Annotated in this window: 17 protein-coding genes; 7 read left to right on the top strand and 10 right to left on the bottom strand. The window is 71.2% G+C overall.

Annotated elements, in window-relative coordinates; translation table 11 throughout:
* The first annotated feature begins 210 nt into the window (after positions 1-210).
* Complete coding sequence (locus BWR60_RS31005) at positions 211-1,491, top strand: nucleotide sugar dehydrogenase (protein ID WP_088156321.1); 1,281 nt, start codon at positions 211-213, stop codon at positions 1,489-1,491.
* Complete coding sequence (locus BWR60_RS31000) at positions 1,491-2,522, top strand: NAD-dependent epimerase (protein ID WP_088156319.1); 1,032 nt, start codon at positions 1,491-1,493, stop codon at positions 2,520-2,522. Before BWR60_RS31005 ends, BWR60_RS31000 begins: the two co-directional genes overlap by 1 nt.
* Here BWR60_RS31000 and BWR60_RS30995 read toward each other — a convergent pair whose 3' ends face one another.
* Together BWR60_RS30995 and BWR60_RS30990 are read right to left on the bottom strand one after the other, a co-directional pair.
* Entirely contained in the window at positions 2,523-3,959 is a 1,437-nt protein-coding gene (locus BWR60_RS30995) for a hypothetical protein (RefSeq protein ID WP_144445818.1), read from the bottom strand.
* Between the two features lie 71 nt (positions 3,960-4,030).
* Positions 4,031-4,942 (bottom strand): helix-turn-helix domain-containing protein, encoded by a 912-nt coding sequence (locus tag BWR60_RS30990; RefSeq protein WP_088156315.1) that lies wholly within the window; start codon positions 4,940-4,942, stop codon positions 4,031-4,033.
* A gap of 129 nt (positions 4,943-5,071) precedes the next feature.
* Between BWR60_RS30990 and BWR60_RS30985 the strand changes: the two genes are divergently transcribed.
* Positions 5,072-5,968, top strand: a complete 897-nt coding sequence (locus tag BWR60_RS30985) for a DMT family transporter (protein WP_088156313.1) — start codon at positions 5,072-5,074, stop codon at positions 5,966-5,968.
* A gap of 3 nt (positions 5,969-5,971) precedes the next feature.
* Here the strand turns inward: BWR60_RS30985 and BWR60_RS30980 are convergent, their stop codons facing one another.
* Positions 5,972-6,403, bottom strand: coding sequence for a GFA family protein (locus tag BWR60_RS30980; RefSeq protein WP_144445817.1), 432 nt, complete (start codon positions 6,401-6,403; stop codon positions 5,972-5,974).
* Complete coding sequence (locus BWR60_RS37360; protein WP_179222023.1) at positions 6,400-6,564, bottom strand: hypothetical protein; 165 nt, start codon at positions 6,562-6,564, stop codon at positions 6,400-6,402. The genes BWR60_RS30980 and BWR60_RS37360 overlap by 4 nt, the downstream gene beginning before the upstream one ends.
* A 164-nt stretch (positions 6,565-6,728) precedes the next feature.
* Between BWR60_RS37360 and gcvA the strand changes: the two genes are divergently transcribed.
* Together gcvA and BWR60_RS30970 are read left to right on the top strand one after the other, a co-directional pair.
* On the top strand, positions 6,729-7,613 hold the full coding sequence (gene gcvA / locus BWR60_RS30975) for a transcriptional regulator GcvA (RefSeq protein WP_088156309.1): 885 nt from the start codon (positions 6,729-6,731) through the stop codon (positions 7,611-7,613).
* Positions 7,614-7,730: 117 nt separating this feature from the next.
* A complete protein-coding gene (locus BWR60_RS30970; RefSeq protein WP_144445816.1) occupies positions 7,731-8,879 on the top strand; it encodes a Fic family protein in 1,149 nt (382 codons plus the stop codon).
* A gap of 98 nt (positions 8,880-8,977) precedes the next feature.
* On the opposite strand, the gene BWR60_RS38865 is transcribed toward BWR60_RS30970, so the two are convergent.
* Entirely contained in the window at positions 8,978-10,981 is a 2,004-nt protein-coding gene (locus BWR60_RS38865) for a class I tRNA ligase family protein (RefSeq protein ID WP_088156305.1), read from the bottom strand.
* A gap of 339 nt (positions 10,982-11,320) precedes the next feature.
* On the opposite strand from BWR60_RS38865, the gene BWR60_RS30960 reads away from it, so the two are divergent.
* Positions 11,321-12,409 carry a MerR family transcriptional regulator gene (locus tag BWR60_RS30960; RefSeq protein ID WP_088156303.1) on the top strand — a complete coding sequence of 363 codons (1,089 nt, stop codon included), beginning with the start codon at positions 11,321-11,323 and terminating at the stop codon, positions 12,407-12,409.
* Here BWR60_RS30960 and BWR60_RS30955 read toward each other — a convergent pair.
* The 3 genes from BWR60_RS30955 to BWR60_RS30945 all read right to left on the bottom strand — a co-directional run bounded on the left by BWR60_RS30955 (position 12,378) and on the right by BWR60_RS30945 (position 14,921).
* Positions 12,378-13,349 carry a DMT family transporter gene (locus tag BWR60_RS30955; RefSeq protein WP_088156301.1) on the bottom strand — a complete coding sequence of 324 codons (972 nt, stop codon included), beginning with the start codon at positions 13,347-13,349 and terminating at the stop codon, positions 12,378-12,380. The two genes, BWR60_RS30960 and BWR60_RS30955, sit on opposite strands and share 32 nt — an antisense overlap.
* 228 nt (positions 13,350-13,577) lie before the next feature.
* Positions 13,578-14,702 carry a murein transglycosylase A gene (gene mltA, locus BWR60_RS30950; RefSeq protein WP_088156299.1) on the bottom strand — a complete coding sequence of 375 codons (1,125 nt, stop codon included), beginning with the start codon at positions 14,700-14,702 and terminating at the stop codon, positions 13,578-13,580.
* Positions 14,703-14,921, bottom strand: a complete 219-nt coding sequence (locus BWR60_RS30945) for a DUF4169 family protein (protein ID WP_088156297.1) — start codon at positions 14,919-14,921, stop codon at positions 14,703-14,705.
* Positions 14,922-15,102: 181 nt separating this feature from the next.
* Between BWR60_RS30945 and BWR60_RS30940 the strand changes: the two genes are divergently transcribed.
* A complete protein-coding gene (locus tag BWR60_RS30940) occupies positions 15,103-18,252 on the top strand; it encodes an AsmA family protein (protein WP_179222022.1) in 3,150 nt (1,049 codons plus the stop codon).
* Positions 18,253-18,274: 22 nt separating this feature from the next.
* On the opposite strand, the gene BWR60_RS30935 is transcribed toward BWR60_RS30940, so the two are convergent.
* Together BWR60_RS30935 and BWR60_RS30930 are read right to left on the bottom strand one after the other, a co-directional pair.
* A complete protein-coding gene (locus BWR60_RS30935; RefSeq protein WP_179222021.1) occupies positions 18,275-19,150 on the bottom strand; it encodes an SMP-30/gluconolactonase/LRE family protein in 876 nt (291 codons plus the stop codon).
* 98 nt (positions 19,151-19,248) lie between these two features.
* On the bottom strand, positions 19,249-19,567 hold a 319-nt coding region (locus tag BWR60_RS30930; protein ID WP_144445815.1), incomplete at its 5' end, for a peptidoglycan-binding domain-containing protein.

Raw genomic sequence — 19,567 nt, 5'->3', positions numbered from 1 at the left:
CCCCCCCCCTTGGGGGTGGGGGTTTGGGGGCGGGGGGTTTGTCAGCCCGAGCCAGCGGCAGGCCACGGCAAGTCTCTGCGGAAAGACCCTCGCCTTCGCGCGCGGACGCGCGCAGACCCCTCCCCCTACCCCCCTCCCGCAAGGGGAGGGGGGGCCAGGAAGAAAGCGGCGAGGGGGAGCCAGCGGATCTCTTGACGTGCGGTGTCTCCGATGACCGAGCGCATCGCCGTGATCGGGCTCGGCTATGTCGGGCTGCCGGTGGCGCTGGGCTTCGCCCGGCACTTCCCCGGCACCATCGGCTTCGACATCGATCCCGCCCGGATCGCCGCCCTGCGTGAAGGGCATGACGTCACCGGCGAGATCGAGGCCGCGGAGCTCACCGGCAGCGGCCTCACCGTTACCGCCGACCCTGCGGACCTCGTCGGCGCCAGCTTCTTCGTTGCCACCGTGCCGACCCCGATCGATGCCGAGCGCCGGCCGGATTTCGGGCCGCTCTTGCGGGCCTGCGAGACCATCGGCCGGGCGCTGACGCCGGGCGCCGTGGTGGTGTTCGAATCCACCGTCTACCCCGGCGCGACGGAGGAGGTGTGCGGCCCAGCCCTGGCCCGCGCCTCCGGCCTGCGCGCCGGCATCGACTTCGCCCTGGCCTATTCGCCCGAGCGGATCAACCCCGGCGACCGCCAGCACCGGCTGGAGAGCATCGTCAAGGTCGTGTCCGGCCAGGATGAGGCGACGCTGGAGCGGGTGGCAGCGGCCTATGGCGCCATCGTCCCGGCCGGGCTGCACCGGGCGCCGTCGATCCGCGTCGCCGAGGCGGCGAAGGTGATCGAGAACACCCAGCGCGACCTCAACATCGCGCTGATGAACGAGCTGGCGATGATCTTCGATCGCCTCGGCCTGCGCACGGCCGAGGTGCTGGCCGCGTCCGGCACCAAGTGGAACTTCCTGAAGTTCCAGCCCGGCCTGGTCGGCGGCCATTGCATCGGCGTCGACCCCTATTACCTGACCGCCAAGGCCGAGGCGGTGGGCTATCGGCCGGAGATGATCCTGGCCGGCCGCCGCATCAACGACCAGATGGGCGCCTTCCTGGCCGGCAAGCTGGTCAAGGTGCTGGCGCGCCAGGGCCGCACCATCCTGGGCGCCCGGGTCGGGATCCTGGGCCTGACCTTCAAGGAGAATGTGTCCGACCTGCGCAACAGCCGGGTGCCGGACATCGTGGCCGAACTGCGCTCCTACGGCATCGACCCACTGGTGCACGATCCGCTGGCCGATCGGGAGCGCGCTCGGCATGAATACGGGCTGGAGCTCGCCGCGCTCGACGCCTTCCGCGACCTCGACGCGCTGGTGCTGGCGGTGCCGCACCGGGCCTATCTCGACCGGCCGCGCGACGAATTTTGGGCTTGCCTCAAGGAAGGCGGGCTGGTGATGGATGTGAAATCGGCGCTGGACCCGGCAAGCGTGCCGTCCCGCCTGGCCTATTGGAGCCTTTGATGCCTGCCCCGGTCGACACCGCCGAACCCGTCCTGGTCACCGGGGCCGCCGGCTTCATCGGCTTCGCCCTGGCCCGGCGGCTGCTCGCGGCCGGGCACCGGGTGGTCGGGGTCGACAATCTCAGCCCCTATTACGACGTGCGGCTGAAGGAGGCACGGCTGGAGCAGTTGGCCGGCCAGCCGGGCTTCGCTTTCCGCCGGCTCGACATCGCCGACCGGCCGGGCATGGCCGCGCTGTTCGCCGAGGCGAAGCCGGGCCGGGTGGCGCATCTCGCCGCCCAGGCCGGGGTACGGCATTCGCTGACCCACCCCGAGAGCTATGTCGATTCGAACGTGGTTGGCTTCCTCAACGTGCTGGAGGGCTGCCGCCACCACGGCGTGAAGCACCTGGTCTATGCCTCCTCCAGCTCGGTCTACGGCGCCAACACGGCGATGCCGTTCTCGGTGCGCCAGAATGTCGACCATCCGCTCAGCCTCTATGCCGCGACCAAGAAGGCGAACGAGCTGATGGCCCATTCCTACAGCCATCTCTACGGCCTGCCGGTCACCGGCCTGCGCTTCTTCACCGCCTACGGCCCATGGGGCCGACCGGACATGGCGATGTTCCTGTTCACCCGCGCCATCCTGGAAGGCCGGCCGATCGAGGTGTTCAACCACGGCCACATGCTGCGCGACTTCACCTATGTCGACGACCTGGTCGAAGGCGTGGCCCGGGTGCTGGACCGGGTGCCGCAGCCCGATCCCGCCTGGTCCGGCGACCGGCCGAACCCGGCCTCCAGCACCGCGCCCTACCGCCTGTACAACATCGGCAACACCCGGCCGGTGGCGCTGATGGACATGATCGCGGTGCTGGAGCGGGCGCTGGGCCGCGAGGCGCAGAAGGTCTTCCGCGACCTGCAGCCCGGCGACGTGCCCGAGACCTATGCCGATGTCGAGGAGCTGGAGGCGGCGGTCGACTACCGCCCCTCGACCCCGATCGAGGTCGGCATCCCCCGCTTCGTCGAGTGGTACCGCGGCTTCTACGGCGGGTGATCACAGGTCTTTCGGGATCATCGCCTGCACGTCGGCGCCGTTGACCAGGACTTTCCCCGACGGGTCGATCACGATCTCGTAGTCGCGTGCGGACTTGCCGTCGGACGTCGTGGTCTGCCGGCCCAGCACCTGCAGCATGGTCAGCCCCGCCGCGGCCTGGTTGGCCTTGGGGTCGGCCTGCAACGCCTTGACCAGCCCGTCGATGCCGGTCAGGTGCAGCTTCAGGGTGCCGGCTGAGCCCAGGACGGCATCAGGATTGGTGGCGATGGCACCGCCGAAATCGAGCGTCGCGTCGGGCGCCGATAGGCGCACCGTGTCGAACAGGAAGCGCATGCGCGACTCCCGGAACAGCTTGTCCTCAGCCTCGGAATCGATCTTCCGGTCGGCAAAGCTGGAGGCGAAGATCTGCCAGATCGGGAAGTCCTCGATCGAGATCTGGGCGGTCCCGGCGGTCGGCGTCCAGGCGTCGTAGGCCCATTTCGGATCGGTTGCGATGCCCTCGGCATCGAGGCGGAAGGTAATGTCCCCGCCTTCACGAGTCAGGTTCCGATAGCCGGCACCAAAGGCCAGGGATGCGAGCCTGATTCCTATGCCATGGCGTTTGGCTTGTAGCCCTTCCGCCGTCAGCGTGGCGGTACCGGCCTTGCCCATGGCGCCAACGAGGCGGTCCCTCAGGGCGGCCGTATCCGCGCCTACGTTCCCGGCGTCAGCCACCAGGGCAATCGCGGCCTGAATCTGGCCGCGCGAATCGGATCCCGGCATGCTGCAGTCGAACACCATCCGATCGATCGTCAGCATGCCGGTATCGTGCGGGATGGCCAGGGACAGGCCGGTGGTCGCGATCTCGACATCTATATCGAAGCGGCCGTCGGCAGCGGGCCGGCCGGTGCGGGTCAGGACCAGCCGGTCGATGGTCGGTGCGCGTGTCCCTCCGCCCTCGATCGTGATCTGGTCGAGGGTGACGGCGATCTGCGTATTCGCCCCGGCTGCGGGATCGACCGTGCCGCTGACGTGCCGAGACTTGGCGGCGATCCGTCCGACATTGCCGAGGCTGCACGACAGGAGCCGGTCGGAACTGAGAGTGAAGCGCCCCTCCGCCGCCGGCATGGCACGCAGCGTTTCGGCGTCACAGGAGACGGCATAGGGCTCCTGGGCGGGGTCCATGGCCTGGCTTAACATCCAGCGGAAGCCGGGGGCTTCGACACGATAGCCGTCCCCGTCGGGGGTCACCCGCCAGTCGCTGACGGAGAAGGGTACGGAAACCCTCGCGGTCACTGCGTCGAGCTCGTCTGCGGTCAGCTTTCCGACAGAAGGCTGCCAGGCTTCCAGCGCGGCCTGCAGCGTCGCCGCCCCCTCCGCCGTGGCCTGGGCGGAAGCGGGACCGGCTGCGCACGCCAGCGCCCCGAGGCCCAGGGCCAGGCACAGACTCCACCGCATCGTGTGTTCTCCCCCGTTTCCGCCATCATGGCAGGCGGCGGGGGCCGGATTAAGGCGGAATCGGCCGGCGCTCAGCCGCGCACCGCCGCCCGCCAGGCGCCCGGCGGGCCGCCGAAGGCGGCGCGGAAATGCCGGGTCAGGTGGCTCGGATGGGTGAAGCCGCAGGCGGCGGCGATCTCGGCCAGCGGCCGGTCGCCTTCCGCCAGCAGCCTTCGGGCGCGGTCCAGCCGCCGGGCCAGCACATAGGCGTGCGGCGGCAGCCCGATCGAGGCGCGGAACATCCGGGCGAAGTGGAACTCCGACTGCCCGGCCGCCTCGGCCAGCCGGCCCAGCGTCAGCGGCTCGTCCAGCGCCGCCTCGATCAGCTCCAGCACCCGGCGGCGAACATGCGGCGCCAGGCCGCCGTCCAGGGCGGGGGAGGGGCGGCGGCGCAGCCGGCTGCCGGCCAGGTGCGCCAGCAGCTCGTGCCCGATCTGGGTGGCCGCCAGCGGCGCGTCGCCCCGGTCCCAGCCCAGCCGGACGAAGCCGCCCATCAGCCGCGCGGCCTGCGGGTCGTCGAAGAAGGTGTCGTCGGGCAGCGCCGCCTCGCGGATGTCGGCGTCATGCGCGGCGGCGCCGGCGGCGGCCAGGCTGCCGGTGTCGAAGTAGAAATGCAGGAACCGCATCGGGGTCAGCAGCGTCCAGTGCGACTCGTGCTCCGCCGGCAGCAGGCAGAACCGGCCGGGGCCGCCGATCCGGTCGGGGAAGCCGATCCGCCGGGTGCCCTCGCCGCCCTCCAGGTAGAGGCTCAGCGTGTGGTGGCCGGGGCTGCGGTAGCCGGTGGTGTCATGGGCATTGCGCCACTGCGCCAGGGTGAAGCCGTCGCCGATCTCGACCGCATGCTCCAGCACCGCGCGCGACGACGCCAGCGCCGCGACCACGCCGTAACGCGCCGCCAGCCGCTGCAGCAGGCCGATCTCAACCCTGGGTCCGTGCCGGTCCATCGTCCCGGCAGATTAGCCTTCCGCCGTGCCCGGCACCATCCGTGCGGGCGAAACTGCGCAAGGATGTGCAATCGCGGCGCCGCCGGCCGGCGCAGGGTGGGGCCGAGTTCCCGGAACCCGTGTGCCGCCATGACCGCCGCCCTGTACCTGCTCGTCGTCCTGATCTGGGGCACCACCTGGATCGCCATCCACTACCAGATCGGCCCGGTGCCGGTGGAGCTGTCGATCCTCTACCGCTTCGCGCTCGCCGCGCTGGTGATGGGCCTGCTGCTGCTGGTGACCCGCCGGCGTGAGGCGCTGCGCCCCCGCGACCATCTGGTCTGCCTGGGCCAGGGGCTGGCGCTGTTCAGTTGCAACTTCCTCCTGGTCTACCACGCCTCGGCCTATGTCCCGAGCGGCCTGGTCGCCGTCGCCTTCTCCACCGGCAGCGTCTGGACCGCGCTGTTCAGCCGGATCGCGCTGGGCCAGCCCTTGAAGCCGCGCGTCCTCGCCGGCGGCGCCGTCGGGCTGGCCGGGCTGTGGCTGCTGTTCGGCATCGATCCGGCGCGGCTCGACCTGCAGATGCTGTACGGCCTCGGCCTGGCGCTGGCCGGCACCATGGGCTTCGGCGCCGGCAGCGTCCTGGCGGTGGTGCACCGGCGCCGCGGCCTGACGCCCTGGACCACCACCGCCTGGGGCATGGTCTACGGCGCGCTGATCCTCTTGGCCGTGGTGTTGATCCAGGGCCTGCCCTGGCGCTTCGACCCGTCGCCGGCCTATGTCGGGGCGCTGCTCTACCTCGCCATCCCGGGCTCGGTGGTCGCCTTCCTGGCCTATCTGACCCTGGTCGGCCGCATCGGCGCCGACAAGGCGGCCTATTCCAGCGTGCTGTTCCCGCTGGTGGCGCTGAACATATCGGCGGTGCTGGAAGGCTATGTCTGGACCGCGACGGCGGTGGCCGGGGTGGCGCTGGTGCTGCTCGGCAACGTCCTGGTCTTCGCCCGGCTGCCCTGGCGCCGCAACGGCGCGGCCGCTGCGAGCGCCTGACGGTCAGATCCCGCTATCCGGGCCCTCATCCTCGTACTGGGGGAGAGTCTCGTCGATCACGTGCCAGGGGATGCGAGTGCCCATCCAGGCGTGCTGGCGCGGCCGCAGCGCCGTCGGGTCGTCCAGCGTCGCCAGGCTGATGCCCATGGTCTTGCCCTCGGGCTCGAAGCCCTCGAAGGCCAGGGGCGAGCCGCAATCGGCGCAGAACCAGCGCCGGCCGATCGGCGAGGAGCGGTAGCCGCGCGGCTGGCCCTTGATCCAGCGCACCCCGGCGAAGGGGCCGGTCGCCCAGGCCACCGCCGGGCTGCCGCTGGCCTTCTGGCACATCCGGCAGTGGCAGTGGTCGACCGACGCGACCGGCCCGTCGAGGCGGTAGCGCACGGCGCCGCACAGGCAGCCGCCCTCCAGGGGGAAGCGAGGCTTACCCCCGCTCACGGCCGGCCGATCACCATCGGCCGCCGCGACGGGCGGCTGCGCCGCCGGCCGATCGGCAGCGGCGGCAGGGCCTCCGCGCGATCCTTTTTCGGCAGGACCGGGACACGGCGCGGGGCGGGAGCGAAGACGGTGAGATAGGCGTCGAGCAGATGGTGGAACATGGGTGCCTCCCGGCAGATTTGCCTCGCGGCAAATCTGCGGACTTAAGGGCTGCAGGATTTCCGCCGGAAATCCTGTGGGGCTTGGGGGAATCTTGCCGCTTCGCCCGCCCGTGCACAAACGCCGTTCCCTTGCAGCATCTGTAAGGAAAAGTTACAGATGAGCGATGCGCCCGCTGCCGCCGCTCAACGCCGTCCGCGCCTTCGAGGCCGCCGCCCGCCGCGGCAGCTTCACCGCCGCCGCGGCCGAGCTCGGCGTCAGCCATGCCGCGATCAGCCGCCATGTCCGGGGGCTGGAGGCGCGACTGGGCGTGCCGCTGCTGCTGCGCGAGGGGCGCGGCCTGGCGCCGACCGAGGCCGGCCGGGCCTTCGCCGCCGTGGTCGCCGACGCCTTCGACCGGCTGTCCCAGGGCATGGTGGCGATCGCGGCCGAGGCCGGGCGCGGCCGGCTGCGCCTGTCGGTCGAGCCCGCCTTCGCCGGGCGCTGGCTGGTGCCGCGGCTGGGCGACTTCCGGCTGAGCCATCCCGGCATCGACATCGAGCTCGACCCGACCCAGCGGCTGGTCGACCTGCGGGCGGAGCAGACCGACCTCGCCATCCGCTACGGCACCGGCGGCTGGTCCGGCGTGGAGGCCGAGCGGCTGGTGCGGGTGATGGACTACCCGGTCTGCGCCCCGGCCCTGGCGCCGGCGCTGCGGCAGCCGGCCGATCTGCGCGGCCAGACCCTGCTGCATGACGAAAGCGCCCGGACCTGGGCGCTGTGGCTGGCGGCGGCGGGGGTGGAGGGCATCGACGCCACCCGCGGCCCGCGCTTCCACGACGTGGCGCTGGCGCTGGACGCCGCCGCGGCCGGGCAGGGCGTGGCCATGGGCGACGACGTGCTGTGCGCCCGCGACATCGCCGCCGGCCGGCTGGTGCGGCTGTTCGACGTCACGGTGCCGCGCAACTGGTACTGGCTGGCGATGCCCGAGGGCCGCCGCCTCTCTCCCGCCGCCGGCGCCTTCCGGTCCTGGCTGCTGGGCGCATTGCCGCCGGTGGAGGAGGAGGGGTGAGTAACTTAGAGAGGTATTGTATAATATTCCATATACTGCGCTTCGAATCGTGGGGCTGTTGGCCTCAATGCGAGAGTTGTGATCTCCGGAGCTCCCCGTAATAGTTATAGAAGTTCGTTGGGGGATGATTTGATTCACGATACAGAACTTAGATTGTCGTTTTGGCGAGATGGTTCAACTAAAGCGGAGCGTCTTGCTGCAGCGGCCTTGCGGTTGTCTGGTTACGAGGAAATTGATCCGCAAAGCCCATTGGGAGGACCTGATGGGAAGAAGGACATTCTGTGCCAAAAGGGCGGAATCGTTTGGGTTGGTGCAGTTTATTTTCCGACCGGGCCGACGCGCTTTGCTGCAATAAAGAAAAAATATCAATCCGATATTGATGGCATGCCCCGCCGGGTGCCGGGTTTTGTGTTTGTCACGAATCAGAATTTAACTCCGGCCCAACGCTCTATCTTGCTGTCGCTTGCCAAGAGCAGGGGCAAGGAGGCTGACATTCTTCATCTTCAGCAACTGCAGAATCTATTGGATTCGGCTCCTGGTTACGGGGTTCGCATTCAATACCTCTCGATTGGAATGAATATCGAAGAGCAACTTGCGTGGGCTGTGGATTCTGATAGCCAAACAGCCAAGGCGCTGGCGGCGAACACGCGCGAGCTGCTAGCTTTAAGGGCGTCATTGGACCGAATGAGTGTCGGTCAATCACATATAATTAAGACACTTGGGCTTTCAGAGGTAGTTACTGCTAGTGCGCCTGATCTAATATCGGTTTCTTATTTTGAAAGGAGCGATGGCTATACGCCAATTTCTAGCGTTTTAAGCCCGGAGTTAGTTCTATTAATTCATCGTCTGATATGTTTTGATTTGCCCAGCCGGGCCGTTGGTCAGCTTCGAACAGATAGAGTCTGGCTTGGAAATTTGGAGGGCCGGATTGCGGAACACGTTCAACCCCCACCTCCAGATCGGGTTGAGGCGCTCCTGACAGAGTTGTGTGACGCATGGCAACAACAATTTGGCAGCCTCCGGACCCGTGCCGCCAGTCTGGAGGCTATCGCGACCTTTCATACTAATTTTCTGGCGTTGCATCCTTTTTTTGATGGAAATGGACGCGTTGCTCGCGCTCTGCTTATGCAACAATGCCTTGATTTGTTCGGAAAAGCCGATATGTCTATGATGAATAAGGGTGCCGATTACTACGCAGCACTAGAAGCTGCTGATGGAGGTTCCTATGATTTATTGGTTGCGTTGATTGTTCCCGTCGTTCAGTGAGTAGGTTGGGTTCGCCATAGGCGAACCCAACATCCCACCGCTCCGCTGCTGGCATGATAGTTGGTTCGCATGCCGCGAATCCAACCTACGAACCAAGATCAGCCCGCCGGCCGCGTGACGAAATTCACCAGCCGCCCGGACACCGCGATCTCCCGCATCACCTCGCGGCCGTCCAGCAGCGCCACCACCTTGGGATCCGCACGGGCCATGGCGATCAGCGCCGGGCCGTCCAGGCCGGCCGGGCCGCGGATGTGGTGCCGGACCTTGCCGTTCAGCTGCACCGCGTAGTCGCGGCTCTCCTCCGCGGCCAGATCGGGGTCGAAGCCGGGCCAGGGGGCGTGGGCCAGGCTGTCCGGATGGCCCAGCTTCGCCCACAGCTCCTCGGCGATGTGCGGGGTGAAGGGGGCCAGCAGCAGCACGAAATCCTCCACCACCGCCCTTGGGCGCGGGTTTGCCGCCGCCAGCGCCCTGGCCAGCCGCATCAGCCGGGCGATGGCGGTGTTGCAGCGCAGCGCCTCGATGTCGGCAGTGACGGCCGCGACCGTGGCGTGGCGCAGCCGCAGCAGCGCGGGCGGCGGCTCCACCTCCCGCACCGCCGGGCTCGGCCCGTCGTCCTCGGCGCAGACGATGCGCCAGGCCCGGTCCAGGAAGCGGCGGATGCCGGTCACGCCATCGGTCTGCCAGGGCTTGGCCGCCTCCAGCGGGCCCATGGCCATCTCATACAGCCGCAGCACGTCGGCGCCATGCTCGGCCACCACCGCATCCGGGTTGACCACGTTGAAGCGCGACTTCGACATCTTCTCGGCCTGCCGGGTCAGCGGCTCCGTGCCGGCATAGAAGCGGCCGTCCCGCTCCTCCACCTCCGCCGCCTCGTAGTAGCGGCCGGCGGCGTCGCGGTAGGACGGGGCCAGGATCATCCCCTGGTTGACCAGCTTCCGGAACGGCTCCGGGGTCGACACCACGCCGATGTCGTACAGCACCTTGTGCCAGAACCGGGCGTACAGCAGGTGCAGCACGCCATGCTCCGACCCGCCGACATACAGGTCGACCGGCAGCCAGTAGCGCTCGGCCTCGCGGCTGACAATCGCGCGGTCGTTGTCCGGGTCCAGGAAGCGCAGGTAGTACCAGCAGCTGCCGGCCCATTGCGGCATGGTGTTGGTCTCGCGCCGGGCCGGGATCTCCGTGCCGGGCACGGTGGTCTCGACCCACGCGGTCGCGCGGGCCAGCGGCGGCTCGCCGCCCGGCGCCGGGGCATAGTCGTCCAGCGCTGGCGGCAGCAGCGGCAGGCTGTCCTCGGGCAGCGGCACCACCGACCCGTCGGCCAGGTGCAGCATCGGGATCGGCTCGCCCCAGTAGCGCTGGCGCGAGAACAGCCAGTCGCGCAGGCGGTACGTCACCTGTCGGGTGCCGTCCGCAGCCACCGTCTCGGTGCGGCCGATCCAGTTGCGCTGCAGCGCCTTGATGCCCTCCGGCCAGTCCAGCCCGTCCAGGTCGGCCAGCAGCCGGTCGGCATAGGCGGTGATACGCAGCATCCATTGCCGCATCGGCCGCTGCACCACCGGGTCGCCGGTCTCGATATAGCGGCCGTCCTTCACCTCCTCATTCGCCAGCACCGTGTTCTGGGCCGGGCACCAGTTCACCGCCACCTCGGCCTGATAGGCCAGGCCGCGCTCGACCAGCCGCAGGAAGATCCACTGCGTCCAGCGCACGAATCCGGGATCGGTGGTCGCCAGCTCGCGCTCCCAGTCATAGGAGAAGCCCAGGCGCTTCACCTGCCGCCGGAAGGTTTCGATGTTGCGCTTGGTGGTGACCGCCGGGTGGATGCCGGTGCGCATGGCATAGCGCTCGGCCGGCAGGCCGTAGGCGTCCCAGCCCATCGGGTGCAGCACGTTCCATCCGGCCATCCGCTTGTAGCGGCAGATGATGTCGGTGGCGGTGTAGCCCTCCGGATGGCCGACATGCAGCCCGGCGCCGGAGGGGTAGGGGAACATGTCCAGCGCGTAGAATTTGGGTTTGGTTGGGTCGATCTCCGCCCGGAAGCTGCGGTGTTCGTCCCAGTAAGCCTGCCATTTCGGCTCGATCGCCTGCGGATCATAGGCCATCCGTGCCTCCTTCCCGTGGAATTGGGGGAGCTACGGCCGCCGGCGGACCTCCCGCCGACGGCCGCCGGGAAGTCGGCGGCCGGGCCGCAAGGGATGGCCGGGAATGGGCCGCGGCGCGGCCTTCGGGCGGTGGGGCATGGGACGGATCGCAGCGCAGGAGGACGAAATCCGGACGCAAGGGTCCGGCCGGCTCAGAAGGCCGTAAGTCGTCCCGAGGCTGCGCGCGTGATCATCATGGCGGGCAGCATGACGGATTCCGGCGGCGGCGCCAATCCCTGTTGACCCGGCCCCTGGGACCGCTCCGATAAGAGGGGCGGTCAACCCGCAATGAGGTGAGTCGTGACGTCCTCCGCCCCCTTCCTCAACGCCTCCGAAGCCGCGCGGCGGCTCGGCGTCTCCGCCAAGGCCCTCAGGCTGTACGAGCAGCGCGGCCTGCTGGTGCCGGTGCGCAGCGCCGCCGGATGGCGCGCCTACGGCCCCGGCGAGATGCACCGCGCCGGCGAGATCGCCGCGCTGCGCGCCCTCGGCTTCAGCCTGGCCCAGGTGGCGCGGGTGCTGCAGGGCGACCCGCAAGGGCTGGAGCCGGCGCTGGCGGCGCATCAGGCGGCGCTGGAAGGCCGGCTGCGCCAGATCGCTGGCACGATCGAGCAGGTCCGCGGCCTGCGCGACGGCCTCGCCTGCGGCCAGGTGCCGGCGGTGGGAGAGCTGATGCGGCTCCTGGGGCCGGACGCGGGCATCGCCTTCGACCTGCCCTGGCCCTGGGGCGGCGAGCGCTTCGAGCTCGGGCCCGTGCGGCCGCTGACCTACATCATCGGCCCGCTCGGCAGCGGCAAGACCCGGCTGGCGCTGCGTTTGGCCGAGGCGCTGCCCGGCGCCGCCTTCCTCGGCCTCGACCGTATGGCGCTGGGCGGTGCCGAAGCCGGGGCCTGGCTCCGCGTCCGGCCGCTGCCGGACCGGGCCCTGTCGGACGAGGCGATGGCCGCGGTTCGCGCCCGGCTGCATGCCGATCCGGATCTCCGCACCTGGGTCGGCCGGACCCTGGAATGGCTGGTCGAGGACGGCGCCACGGTCTCCGATGCGCTCACCGCCCTGCTGGCCGGGCTGGAGGCCGAGGGGCCGGCGGCGCTGGTGGTCGATATGGTCGAGCAGGGGCTGGATCACGCGACGCAGGAGGCGCTGATCGCCCATCTGCGCCGCCGCGGGCCCGATAGCCGCCCCTTGTTCCTGATGACCCGGTCCAGCGCCATCCTGGACCTGGCGGCGGTCGGGCTGGACGAGGCGGTCCTGCTGTGCCCGGCCAATCACAGCCCGCCGAGCACTGTCGCCCCGGTCCCCGGCGCGCCGGGCTACGAGGCCGTGGCCACCTGCCTGGCGACGCCGGAGGTGCGCGAACGGCTCAGCCGGGGGCCTGGTCCGGCGACGTCCTGATCGGCGACGGCACCGAAGCGACGGTGGCGGCCGGGGTCGCGTTCTGCGCCACCGGCGCCTGCCGCACCGTCTCGCGGTGCAGGATGTAGAGGCCGCTGGCGATGACGATGCCGCACCCGGCCAGCATGGTCGGGTCCGGCACGTCGCGCCACAACAGGTAGCCGGAGACCACGCCCCAGATCATCTGGCTGTACTGGAACGGCGCCACCACCGCGGCAGGCGCCTGGCGGTAGGCGTTGGTGACGAACAGATAGGCGGTGCCCCCGAGGATGCCGCCGATGGCGATCGCCAGCAGGTCGCGCAGTTCCGGCATCACCCCGCCGAAGGCCAGCATCATCAGCCCGGTGACGATCGCGGTGGTCGAGTTGGCGTAGAAGCCGAAGGAGATGCGGTTCTCGCTGGCGATGAAGCGGCGCAGCAAGAGGAACCCCAGCGCGTTGACGACGGCGGAGAACAGCGCGCCCAGCACCGCCGGGTTGGCCATGCCGGCGCCCGGCCGCAGCATCACCATGACGCCGATGAAGCCGACGCCCACCGCGGTCCAGCGCCGCCAGCCGACGGATTCGCCCAGGATAGGCACTGACAGCGCCGTGATCAGCAGCGGCGCGCAGAACAGCACGGCGTAGACGTCGGCGATCGGCATCTCCGCATAGGCGTGGAAGCAGGTGAAGGACCCCGCCAGGCCCATCGCCGACCTTGTGGCGTGCAGCCACAGCCGCTTGGTGCGCAGCTGGCCGACGCCGCCGGTCATCTGGGCATAGGCCAGCATCGGCAGCAGGCCGAAGGCGGAGTTGAAGAAGATCACCTGGTACAGCGGGAAGCCCGCCGACACCCATTTCACCGCGGTGTCCATGCAGGTGTAGAGGGCGAAGCCGAGGCAGGCGAAACCGATGCCCGCGGCGACGGAGGCGCGGGGCGGGGCGGCGAGCGTGACGGTCATGGGGGCGGCGGCCGGCGTAGAGCGGCCTCGAGGCCGCGATCCACACTCTACGACCGGCGAATCGGCGGCGCCATTGCGCGCAGCGCATCGCCTGCCTTCAATTCGTGCAGGACTGGCTGCCTAATTTTTGCCGTTGTTGCTCCGCCGGCGGGAGAGAGGGCCGGTGCGCACCGGCCCCTGGATTGCTTCGTCGGCTTCGCCTCCTGGCAATGACGAGGAGAGGCGGCCTCAGCGGCCCGGTGTGCTCAATCCGAGCGTGGCGCGGGGCACCAGCATGTAGGCGCGGCCCTCGGCGTTCATGGCGCTGGCCATGCCGCCGGCGGCGTGGCCCTCGCCCCAGTACAGGTCGCCGCGGATCGGGCCGCGGATGGCGCCGCCGATGTCCTGGGCCAGCACCAGCCGCCGCAGGGTGCGGCCCGGCACCGTCGGGTCGTCCTCGATGTCCAGCCAGACCGGCGTGCCCAGCGAGATGTAGTCCTTGTCCACCGCCAGGCTGCGCCCGGCCGTCAGCGGCACGTCATGGGCGCCGATCACATCCTCCGCCGCCTTCTCGCGGAAATAGACGTAGCTCGGGTTCTGGTTCATCAGCCACTGCGCCCGGTCGGGGTTGGCGATCATCCAGTTGCGGATATAGCCCATCGACATCTCGTCCAGCGTGGCGATGCCGGCATCCACCAGCACCCGGCCGACCGCCCGGTAGCGCTGGCCGTTCTGGCCGTGGAACTTCAGGCCGATGACGGTGCCGTCGTCCAGCCGGACCTTGCCGGAGCCCTGGATCTCCAGGAAGAAGGCGTCGATCGGGTCGTCGACCCAGGCGATCTCGTAGCCGCGCCCGTCCAGCGCACCGCGGGCGATCTCGGCCCGGCTGCGGCGGCGGTCGCGGACATTGTCCGGGGTGCGGTACAGCGGCGTCTGGTACGCGCCGCGCCGCACCCGGCTGCCGTTCAGCTCCGGCGCGAAATAGCCGGTGAAGCGGCCGTACCCGCCGCCGTCGAAGCCGGCCAGGGCGACCGGGGTGAACCAGGTCTCGAAGAACTGCCGGGCCTGGGCCTCGTCGCGGCCGGTCAGGCGGTGGGCGGCGTCGCAGATCGGCACCCAGTCGGAGACCGGCCCGTCGATGCCGTTGTAGTTCAGCCGCGTGCCCGGCGACTTGGCGGCGTAGACGCTGCAGGTGTTCCAAACGGCCGGCAGGGCGGCGGCGACATCGTCGTCCCGCCAGCCCGGCAGGTGCTGGAAATCGGTGGCGACGCCGCCGGTGCCGCCGCCCTTGGGCGAACGGGCAGGGCCGGCGCAGCCGGCCAGGATCAGCCCGAGCAGAGCGGCCAGGGCTGCGGCGCGGATCGTGGAGCGCATCTAGGCGGCGCCCCCGTCCGGGTCCTTGTCGTCATCGCCGGGGGAAGGGTCGACGCGGTGGCCCTCATGCCGGCGGGTCTCGCGGTCGGCCGCGTCGGCGTCGCGCTGCTTCTCCGCCCCGGTGCGGCCAAAGCGGGCGCGGTTCTCCTGCGCCTGCGCCTCCTTCTCGGCGCGGGCCCTGGCCTTGCGCGCCTGCCGCAGATTGATCACATCGCCCATTTTCCGCATCCCTCCGTGCCGTCGAGACTAGCCGAAACGGCGGCGGCGGATAAGGCCGCAGCGCCGCGGCGACGCGGGTTCTTGTCTCAATTGTGATTTGTATTGTGATTCCCGCAGGCAATTTCCGATCATGCGCCGGAGTCGTACCTCCGTCGCAACCCCGGACGACGCCCGCAGCGCCGTGAAGAAACTCGCCTTCGGTCTCATCCTCCTCCTGGTCCTGCTGGTTGCCGCGGTGCTCGTGGTGCCGGGGCAGATCGACTGGACCCCCTACCGCGCCCGCATCGCGCAGGAGATCGGCGGGCTGACCGGCCGCGCCGTCACCATCGACGGGCCGGTCTCCTTCGAGATGCTGCCGATGCCGCGCCTCGTCGCCGGCGACATCCGCGTCGCCAGCGTGCCGGGCGCGACGGTTCCGGACCTGCTGGCCGCCAGCAGCGTCGACCTGCGGGTGTCGCTGCTGCCGCTGCTGCTCGGCCGGATCGAGGTGGTGGGCGTCACCTTCGACCAGCCCAGCGTGGCGCTGGAGACGCTGCCGGACGGCCGCCGCTCCTGGGACGGGCTGGGCGATGGCGTTGGCCACCGGCTCGACTCCGTCCGCGCCGCCATCCGCCAGGGCTCGATCCTGTGGCTCGACCGCCGCAGCGGCCGCCAGCTCGAGGTCGAGACGGCGGATGTCCGGCTGACCGCGCCGGGCGGGGGCGGGCCGGTCTCGATCAGCGGCACCGGCGTCGTCGCCGGCGTGCCGATGACCCTCGACCTGTCGCTGCAGCCGCGCTCGCCGCTCGGCGCCCTGCCGGTGAACGCCACCATCGGGCTCGACGCCACCGAGGCGCGGCTCGGCGGCCTGCTGCGGCCCGATGGCGGGCTGCAGGGCGACCTGTCGGTGGTCGGCAAGGACCTCGACGCCAGCCTGGCCCGGATCGGCATCAAGCTGCCCGCCTCCTCGTCCCGGCCCGGCGTCTTCGCGCTGCGCGGCACGGTGCAGGCCGGGATGGACGGCACCGGGGTCGAGCGGATCGAGCTGGCCGACATGACCGCCGATCTCGGCGACATGCGCGCCGCCGGCGGCATCACCATCACCCTGGCGGCGGTGCCGCGGGTCGAGGCGACGCTGGGCTTCAACCGCCTGGCCCTGGCCGACTGGGCCGGCGACGATGCCGGCCCGGCTGCGCTGGCCGCGCGCCTGGCCGCGGCGCTGTCGCGCAAGGCCGTGCTGCCGGTGACCGGCACGCTGGACCTGTCGGTCGCGGCCCTGGCGGTGCGCGACGGTCTGGTGCGCGACCTGCGGCTGCAGGCGGCGCTGGACCCGGCGCGGATCGGTGTCACCCGCCTCGCCTTCGGCCTGCCGGGCGGCGGCTCGGCCGCGGCCTCCGGCGCGATCCGCCTCGACGGCGACCGGCCGGCGGCCGACCAGCTGTCGGTGCAGCTCGCCGCCGACGACCTGCGCGGCGCGCTCGACTGGGCCGGCATCGATCCGGGGCCGGTCCCGGCCACCGCGCTGCGCCGCGGCAAGGTCGCCGGCATCCTCTCGGGCGACATCACCGATCTACGGGTCTCCGGCCTCGACGCCGATCTCGACGGCAACCGGCTGACCGGCGCCCTGACCTATGTCGGCGGCGCCCGGCCCGGCCTCGGCGCCCGGCTGCGGCTCAGCCGGCTCGACATCGACGCCTATCGCCCCGCCGGCGCGCCGCCGCTGCGCGACCTGCTGCAATCGGACCCCGCGCTGCGCGGCCGCATCCTGGCGGCGCTGGCCGGGGCCGATGTCAATCTCGACGCCACGGTCGACGCCGTCGCGATCGACGGCGCCGCCTTCACCGGGCTGCGGCTCGAGGCGACGCTGGCCCAGGATGCGCTCACCATCCACAACGGCCGGGTCGAGGGGCCGGGCGGCAGCGGCCTCAGCTTCAACGGCGCCATCGGCCAACTCGCCACTCTCGGCGACATCGACCTGCAGGCCACGCTCGACGCCCAGGACCCGCCGGCGCTGCTGCGGGCGCTGCGCCTCCGCGGCACGGTGCCGGCGCCGGCGGCGGGGCCGGTCAAGGCCTCGCTGCGGCTGCGCGGCGACCCGGCGACGCTGTCGATCGATGGCTCGATCGATGCGCTCGGTGGCTCGCTGGCGCTGGGCGGCAGCCTCTCCGACGCGATGACGGCGCCGCATGCCGCGCTCGGCCTACGCCTGACCCATCCGGACCTGCCGGGGCTGCTGCGGCAGGTCGGCGAAGGCGGCCTGGCGGCGCCGGATCTCGGCGGCATCGACCTCTATGCCGATGCCGACTGGGCCGCCGGCCGGCTGCGCCTCGACAACCTGCAGGGCACGGTCGGCCCGGTGTCGCTGGGGGGAACGGCCGAGCTCGACGCCGGCGCGGCCCGCCCGCGCCTGACCGTGGCGCTGCGTACCACGGCGCTGCCGCTGGACCGGCTCTTGGCCGGGCTGACGCCGCCGGGCGACGCCACCGGCCAGTGGCCGGCCCGGCCTTTCGATCTCAGCGGCCTGGCCCGGATCGACGGCAATCTCGACCTCAACGCGGCGGCGATCTCGCTCGCCGGTTGGACGCTCGACCAGCCGGAGTTGCACGCCCGGCTCGACCCCGCCGGGCTGACGCTCGACCGCCTCTCGGCCGCCGTCGCCGGCGGCCGGATCGGCCTGAACGGCCGGATCGACTGGCCCCAGGGCGATGTGCCGACGCCGCGCTGGTCCGGCCATGCCGACCTGGTCGATGCCGACCTCGCCCAGATCCTGACGCTGTCGGCCGGGCCGCAGGGCCTGGCCGGCCGGCTCGACCTCGGCCTCGACGCGACCTCCACGGGCAACAGCGTCGCCGGCCTGGTCTACGGGCTGGGCGGCAAGGGGCTGGTGGCGGTGCGCGACGCCACGCTGACCGGCATCGACCTCGCCGCGGCGGAGCGGCTCTTGGCCGCGCCGGGGCTGCCGGGCGCCTTCCTGGAAGGGCTGCGCGCCGCCTTCGCCGGCGGCAGCACCACGGTCCCGGCGATCAACGCCACCTTCGCCATCGCCGACGGCGCGGCGTCATCGACCGATCTGCGCCTGGCCACGGATGCGGCGGTGGGGGCGGGGGGCTTCACCCTCGACCTGCCGCGCTGGCGCCTGGACCTCGGCGTCGACGTCACCTTCCGCGCCCATCCCGACGTGCCGGCGGTGGGGCTGCGCTTCGACGGCACGCCCTCAGCCCCGGTGCGGCGGCTGGAGACCAAGGCGCTGGAGGATTGGGCGGCCGCGCGCGCCGCGGCGAAGCCGGCCGAACCGGCGCCTCCGCCCGCTCCGGCCCCGGACTCGCCGGTGGAGCCGCCGCCGGGGCCCTGAACGCGATCGGCCGGGCCTGCCGCTATCCGGCGAAGTGGCTGCCCGGCAGGCCGCGGCCGGCGTCCTTGACCGCGAACAGGCCGCCGGCCAGCGGGTGCTGCTGCAGCGCCCCCTCCGACATGCCGCTGCGCGCGGTGGTGACGTAGAGCGTGGTCAGGCCGGGGCCGCCGAAGGCGCAGCTGGTGACATGCGGCGCCGGGATGGCCACGGCGCGGTCCAGCGTGCCGTCGGGGCGGAAGCGGCTGACCCGCGACCCGCCCCAATGCGCCACCCAGAGATGGCCGTCGCGGTCGACCGTCATGCCGTCCGGCACGCCGTCATCCTCGGCGAAGATCACGAAGGGCCGGCGGTTGGAGATCGCGCCGCCGGCCAGGTCGAGGTCGTAGGCGTAGACCACCCGCCGCTCCGAATCCGCCTCGTACAGGATGCTGCCGTCGGGCGAGAAGGCGGGGCCGTTGGTGACGATGTAGCCGTCATCGACGCGGTGCCAGCGATGGTCGGGGTCCAACCGGTAGAAGGCGCCGGTCGGCTCGGAGCATCCGAACTCCACGGTCCCGGCCCACAGCCGGCCCATCGGGTCGACCTTGCCGTCGTTGAAGCGGTTGCCCGGCCGGTCCGGCTCCGGGTTGCCGATCGGCGTGACCTTGCCGTCCGGCAGGTCGACCAGGTGGAAGCCGCTGCGCAGCCCGGCCACCAGCCCGCCGCGCCGGCGCGGCGCGATGAAGCCGATCGGCTCCGGCATCGGCCATTCCGCCTTCGCCCCGGTCGCCGGGTCGTAGCGCAGGATGCGCGGCTGCAGGATGTCGACCCAGTAGAGCGCCTGCTCCTCGGCCAGCCACAGCGCCCCCTCGCCCAGCGTCGTTCCGGCCGCCCAGATGCAGACCGCGTCCTGACCCATCGCCATCCCTTCCCGCGTTGCGCGGCGGGCCGGATCGCCCGGCCGCCCTCATGACATAGACCCGGGGCGCGCGACCGCGCCCCGGGCCGCGATTGTGGTCAGAAATGCCCCGGCGTCCAGTCCGGCGTGTCGGCCCCGGCCGCCTTGCGCAGCGCGTCCAGCAGCGCCGGCGAGGGCCGGCTGGTAACCCGCAGCTTCTGCTGCCGCTGGAACGAGGCGATGGCGTTGCGGGTCTGGCGGCTCAGCTTGCCGTCCGCCGGGCCGGCGTTGAAGTTCATCATCGTCAGCAGCTGCTGGATCTCGCGGACCTGCGCGTCACCGGCCGGCTGGGCCGGCGCGGGGGCTGCCGGAGCCGCCGGCTCCGCGGGCGGAGCGGTCGTCGCGGGGGCGGCGGCGGTCTGCTGCGGCGGTCTGCTG

Source organism: Inquilinus limosus (genome assembly GCF_002195995.1).
Classification (GTDB): Bacteria; Pseudomonadota; Alphaproteobacteria; order DSM-16000; family Inquilinaceae; genus Inquilinus; species Inquilinus limosus_C.
The sequence above is the reverse complement of the archived record's forward strand: the minus strand, read 5'-3'. Positions and strand labels throughout refer to the sequence as shown.

Excerpts from the sequence above, each read along its gene's own strand:
- BWR60_RS31005 (WP_088156321.1), top strand. The coding sequence starts at position 211 with ATGACCGAGCGCATCGCCGTGATCGGGCTCGGCTATGTCGGGCTGCCG.
- BWR60_RS31000 (WP_088156319.1), top strand. The coding sequence starts at position 1,491 with ATGCCTGCCCCGGTCGACACCGCCGAACCCGTCCTGGTCACCGGGGCC.
- BWR60_RS30995 (WP_144445818.1), bottom strand. The coding sequence starts at position 3,959 with ATGCGGTGGAGTCTGTGCCTGGCCCTGGGCCTCGGGGCGCTGGCGTGC.
- BWR60_RS30990 (WP_088156315.1), bottom strand. The coding sequence starts at position 4,942 with ATGGACCGGCACGGACCCAGGGTTGAGATCGGCCTGCTGCAGCGGCTG.
- BWR60_RS30985 (WP_088156313.1), top strand. The coding sequence starts at position 5,072 with ATGACCGCCGCCCTGTACCTGCTCGTCGTCCTGATCTGGGGCACCACC.
- BWR60_RS37360 (WP_179222023.1), bottom strand. The coding sequence starts at position 6,564 with ATGTTCCACCATCTGCTCGACGCCTATCTCACCGTCTTCGCTCCCGCC.
- gcvA (WP_088156309.1), top strand. The coding sequence starts at position 6,729 with ATGCGCCCGCTGCCGCCGCTCAACGCCGTCCGCGCCTTCGAGGCCGCC.
- BWR60_RS38865 (WP_088156305.1), bottom strand. The coding sequence starts at position 10,981 with ATGGCCTATGATCCGCAGGCGATCGAGCCGAAATGGCAGGCTTACTGG.
- BWR60_RS30955 (WP_088156301.1), bottom strand. The coding sequence starts at position 13,349 with ATGACCGTCACGCTCGCCGCCCCGCCCCGCGCCTCCGTCGCCGCGGGC.
- mltA (WP_088156299.1), bottom strand. The coding sequence starts at position 14,702 with ATGCGCTCCACGATCCGCGCCGCAGCCCTGGCCGCTCTGCTCGGGCTG.
- BWR60_RS30945 (WP_088156297.1), bottom strand. The coding sequence starts at position 14,921 with ATGGGCGATGTGATCAATCTGCGGCAGGCGCGCAAGGCCAGGGCCCGC.
- BWR60_RS30935 (WP_179222021.1), bottom strand. The coding sequence starts at position 19,150 with ATGGGTCAGGACGCGGTCTGCATCTGGGCGGCCGGAACGACGCTGGGC.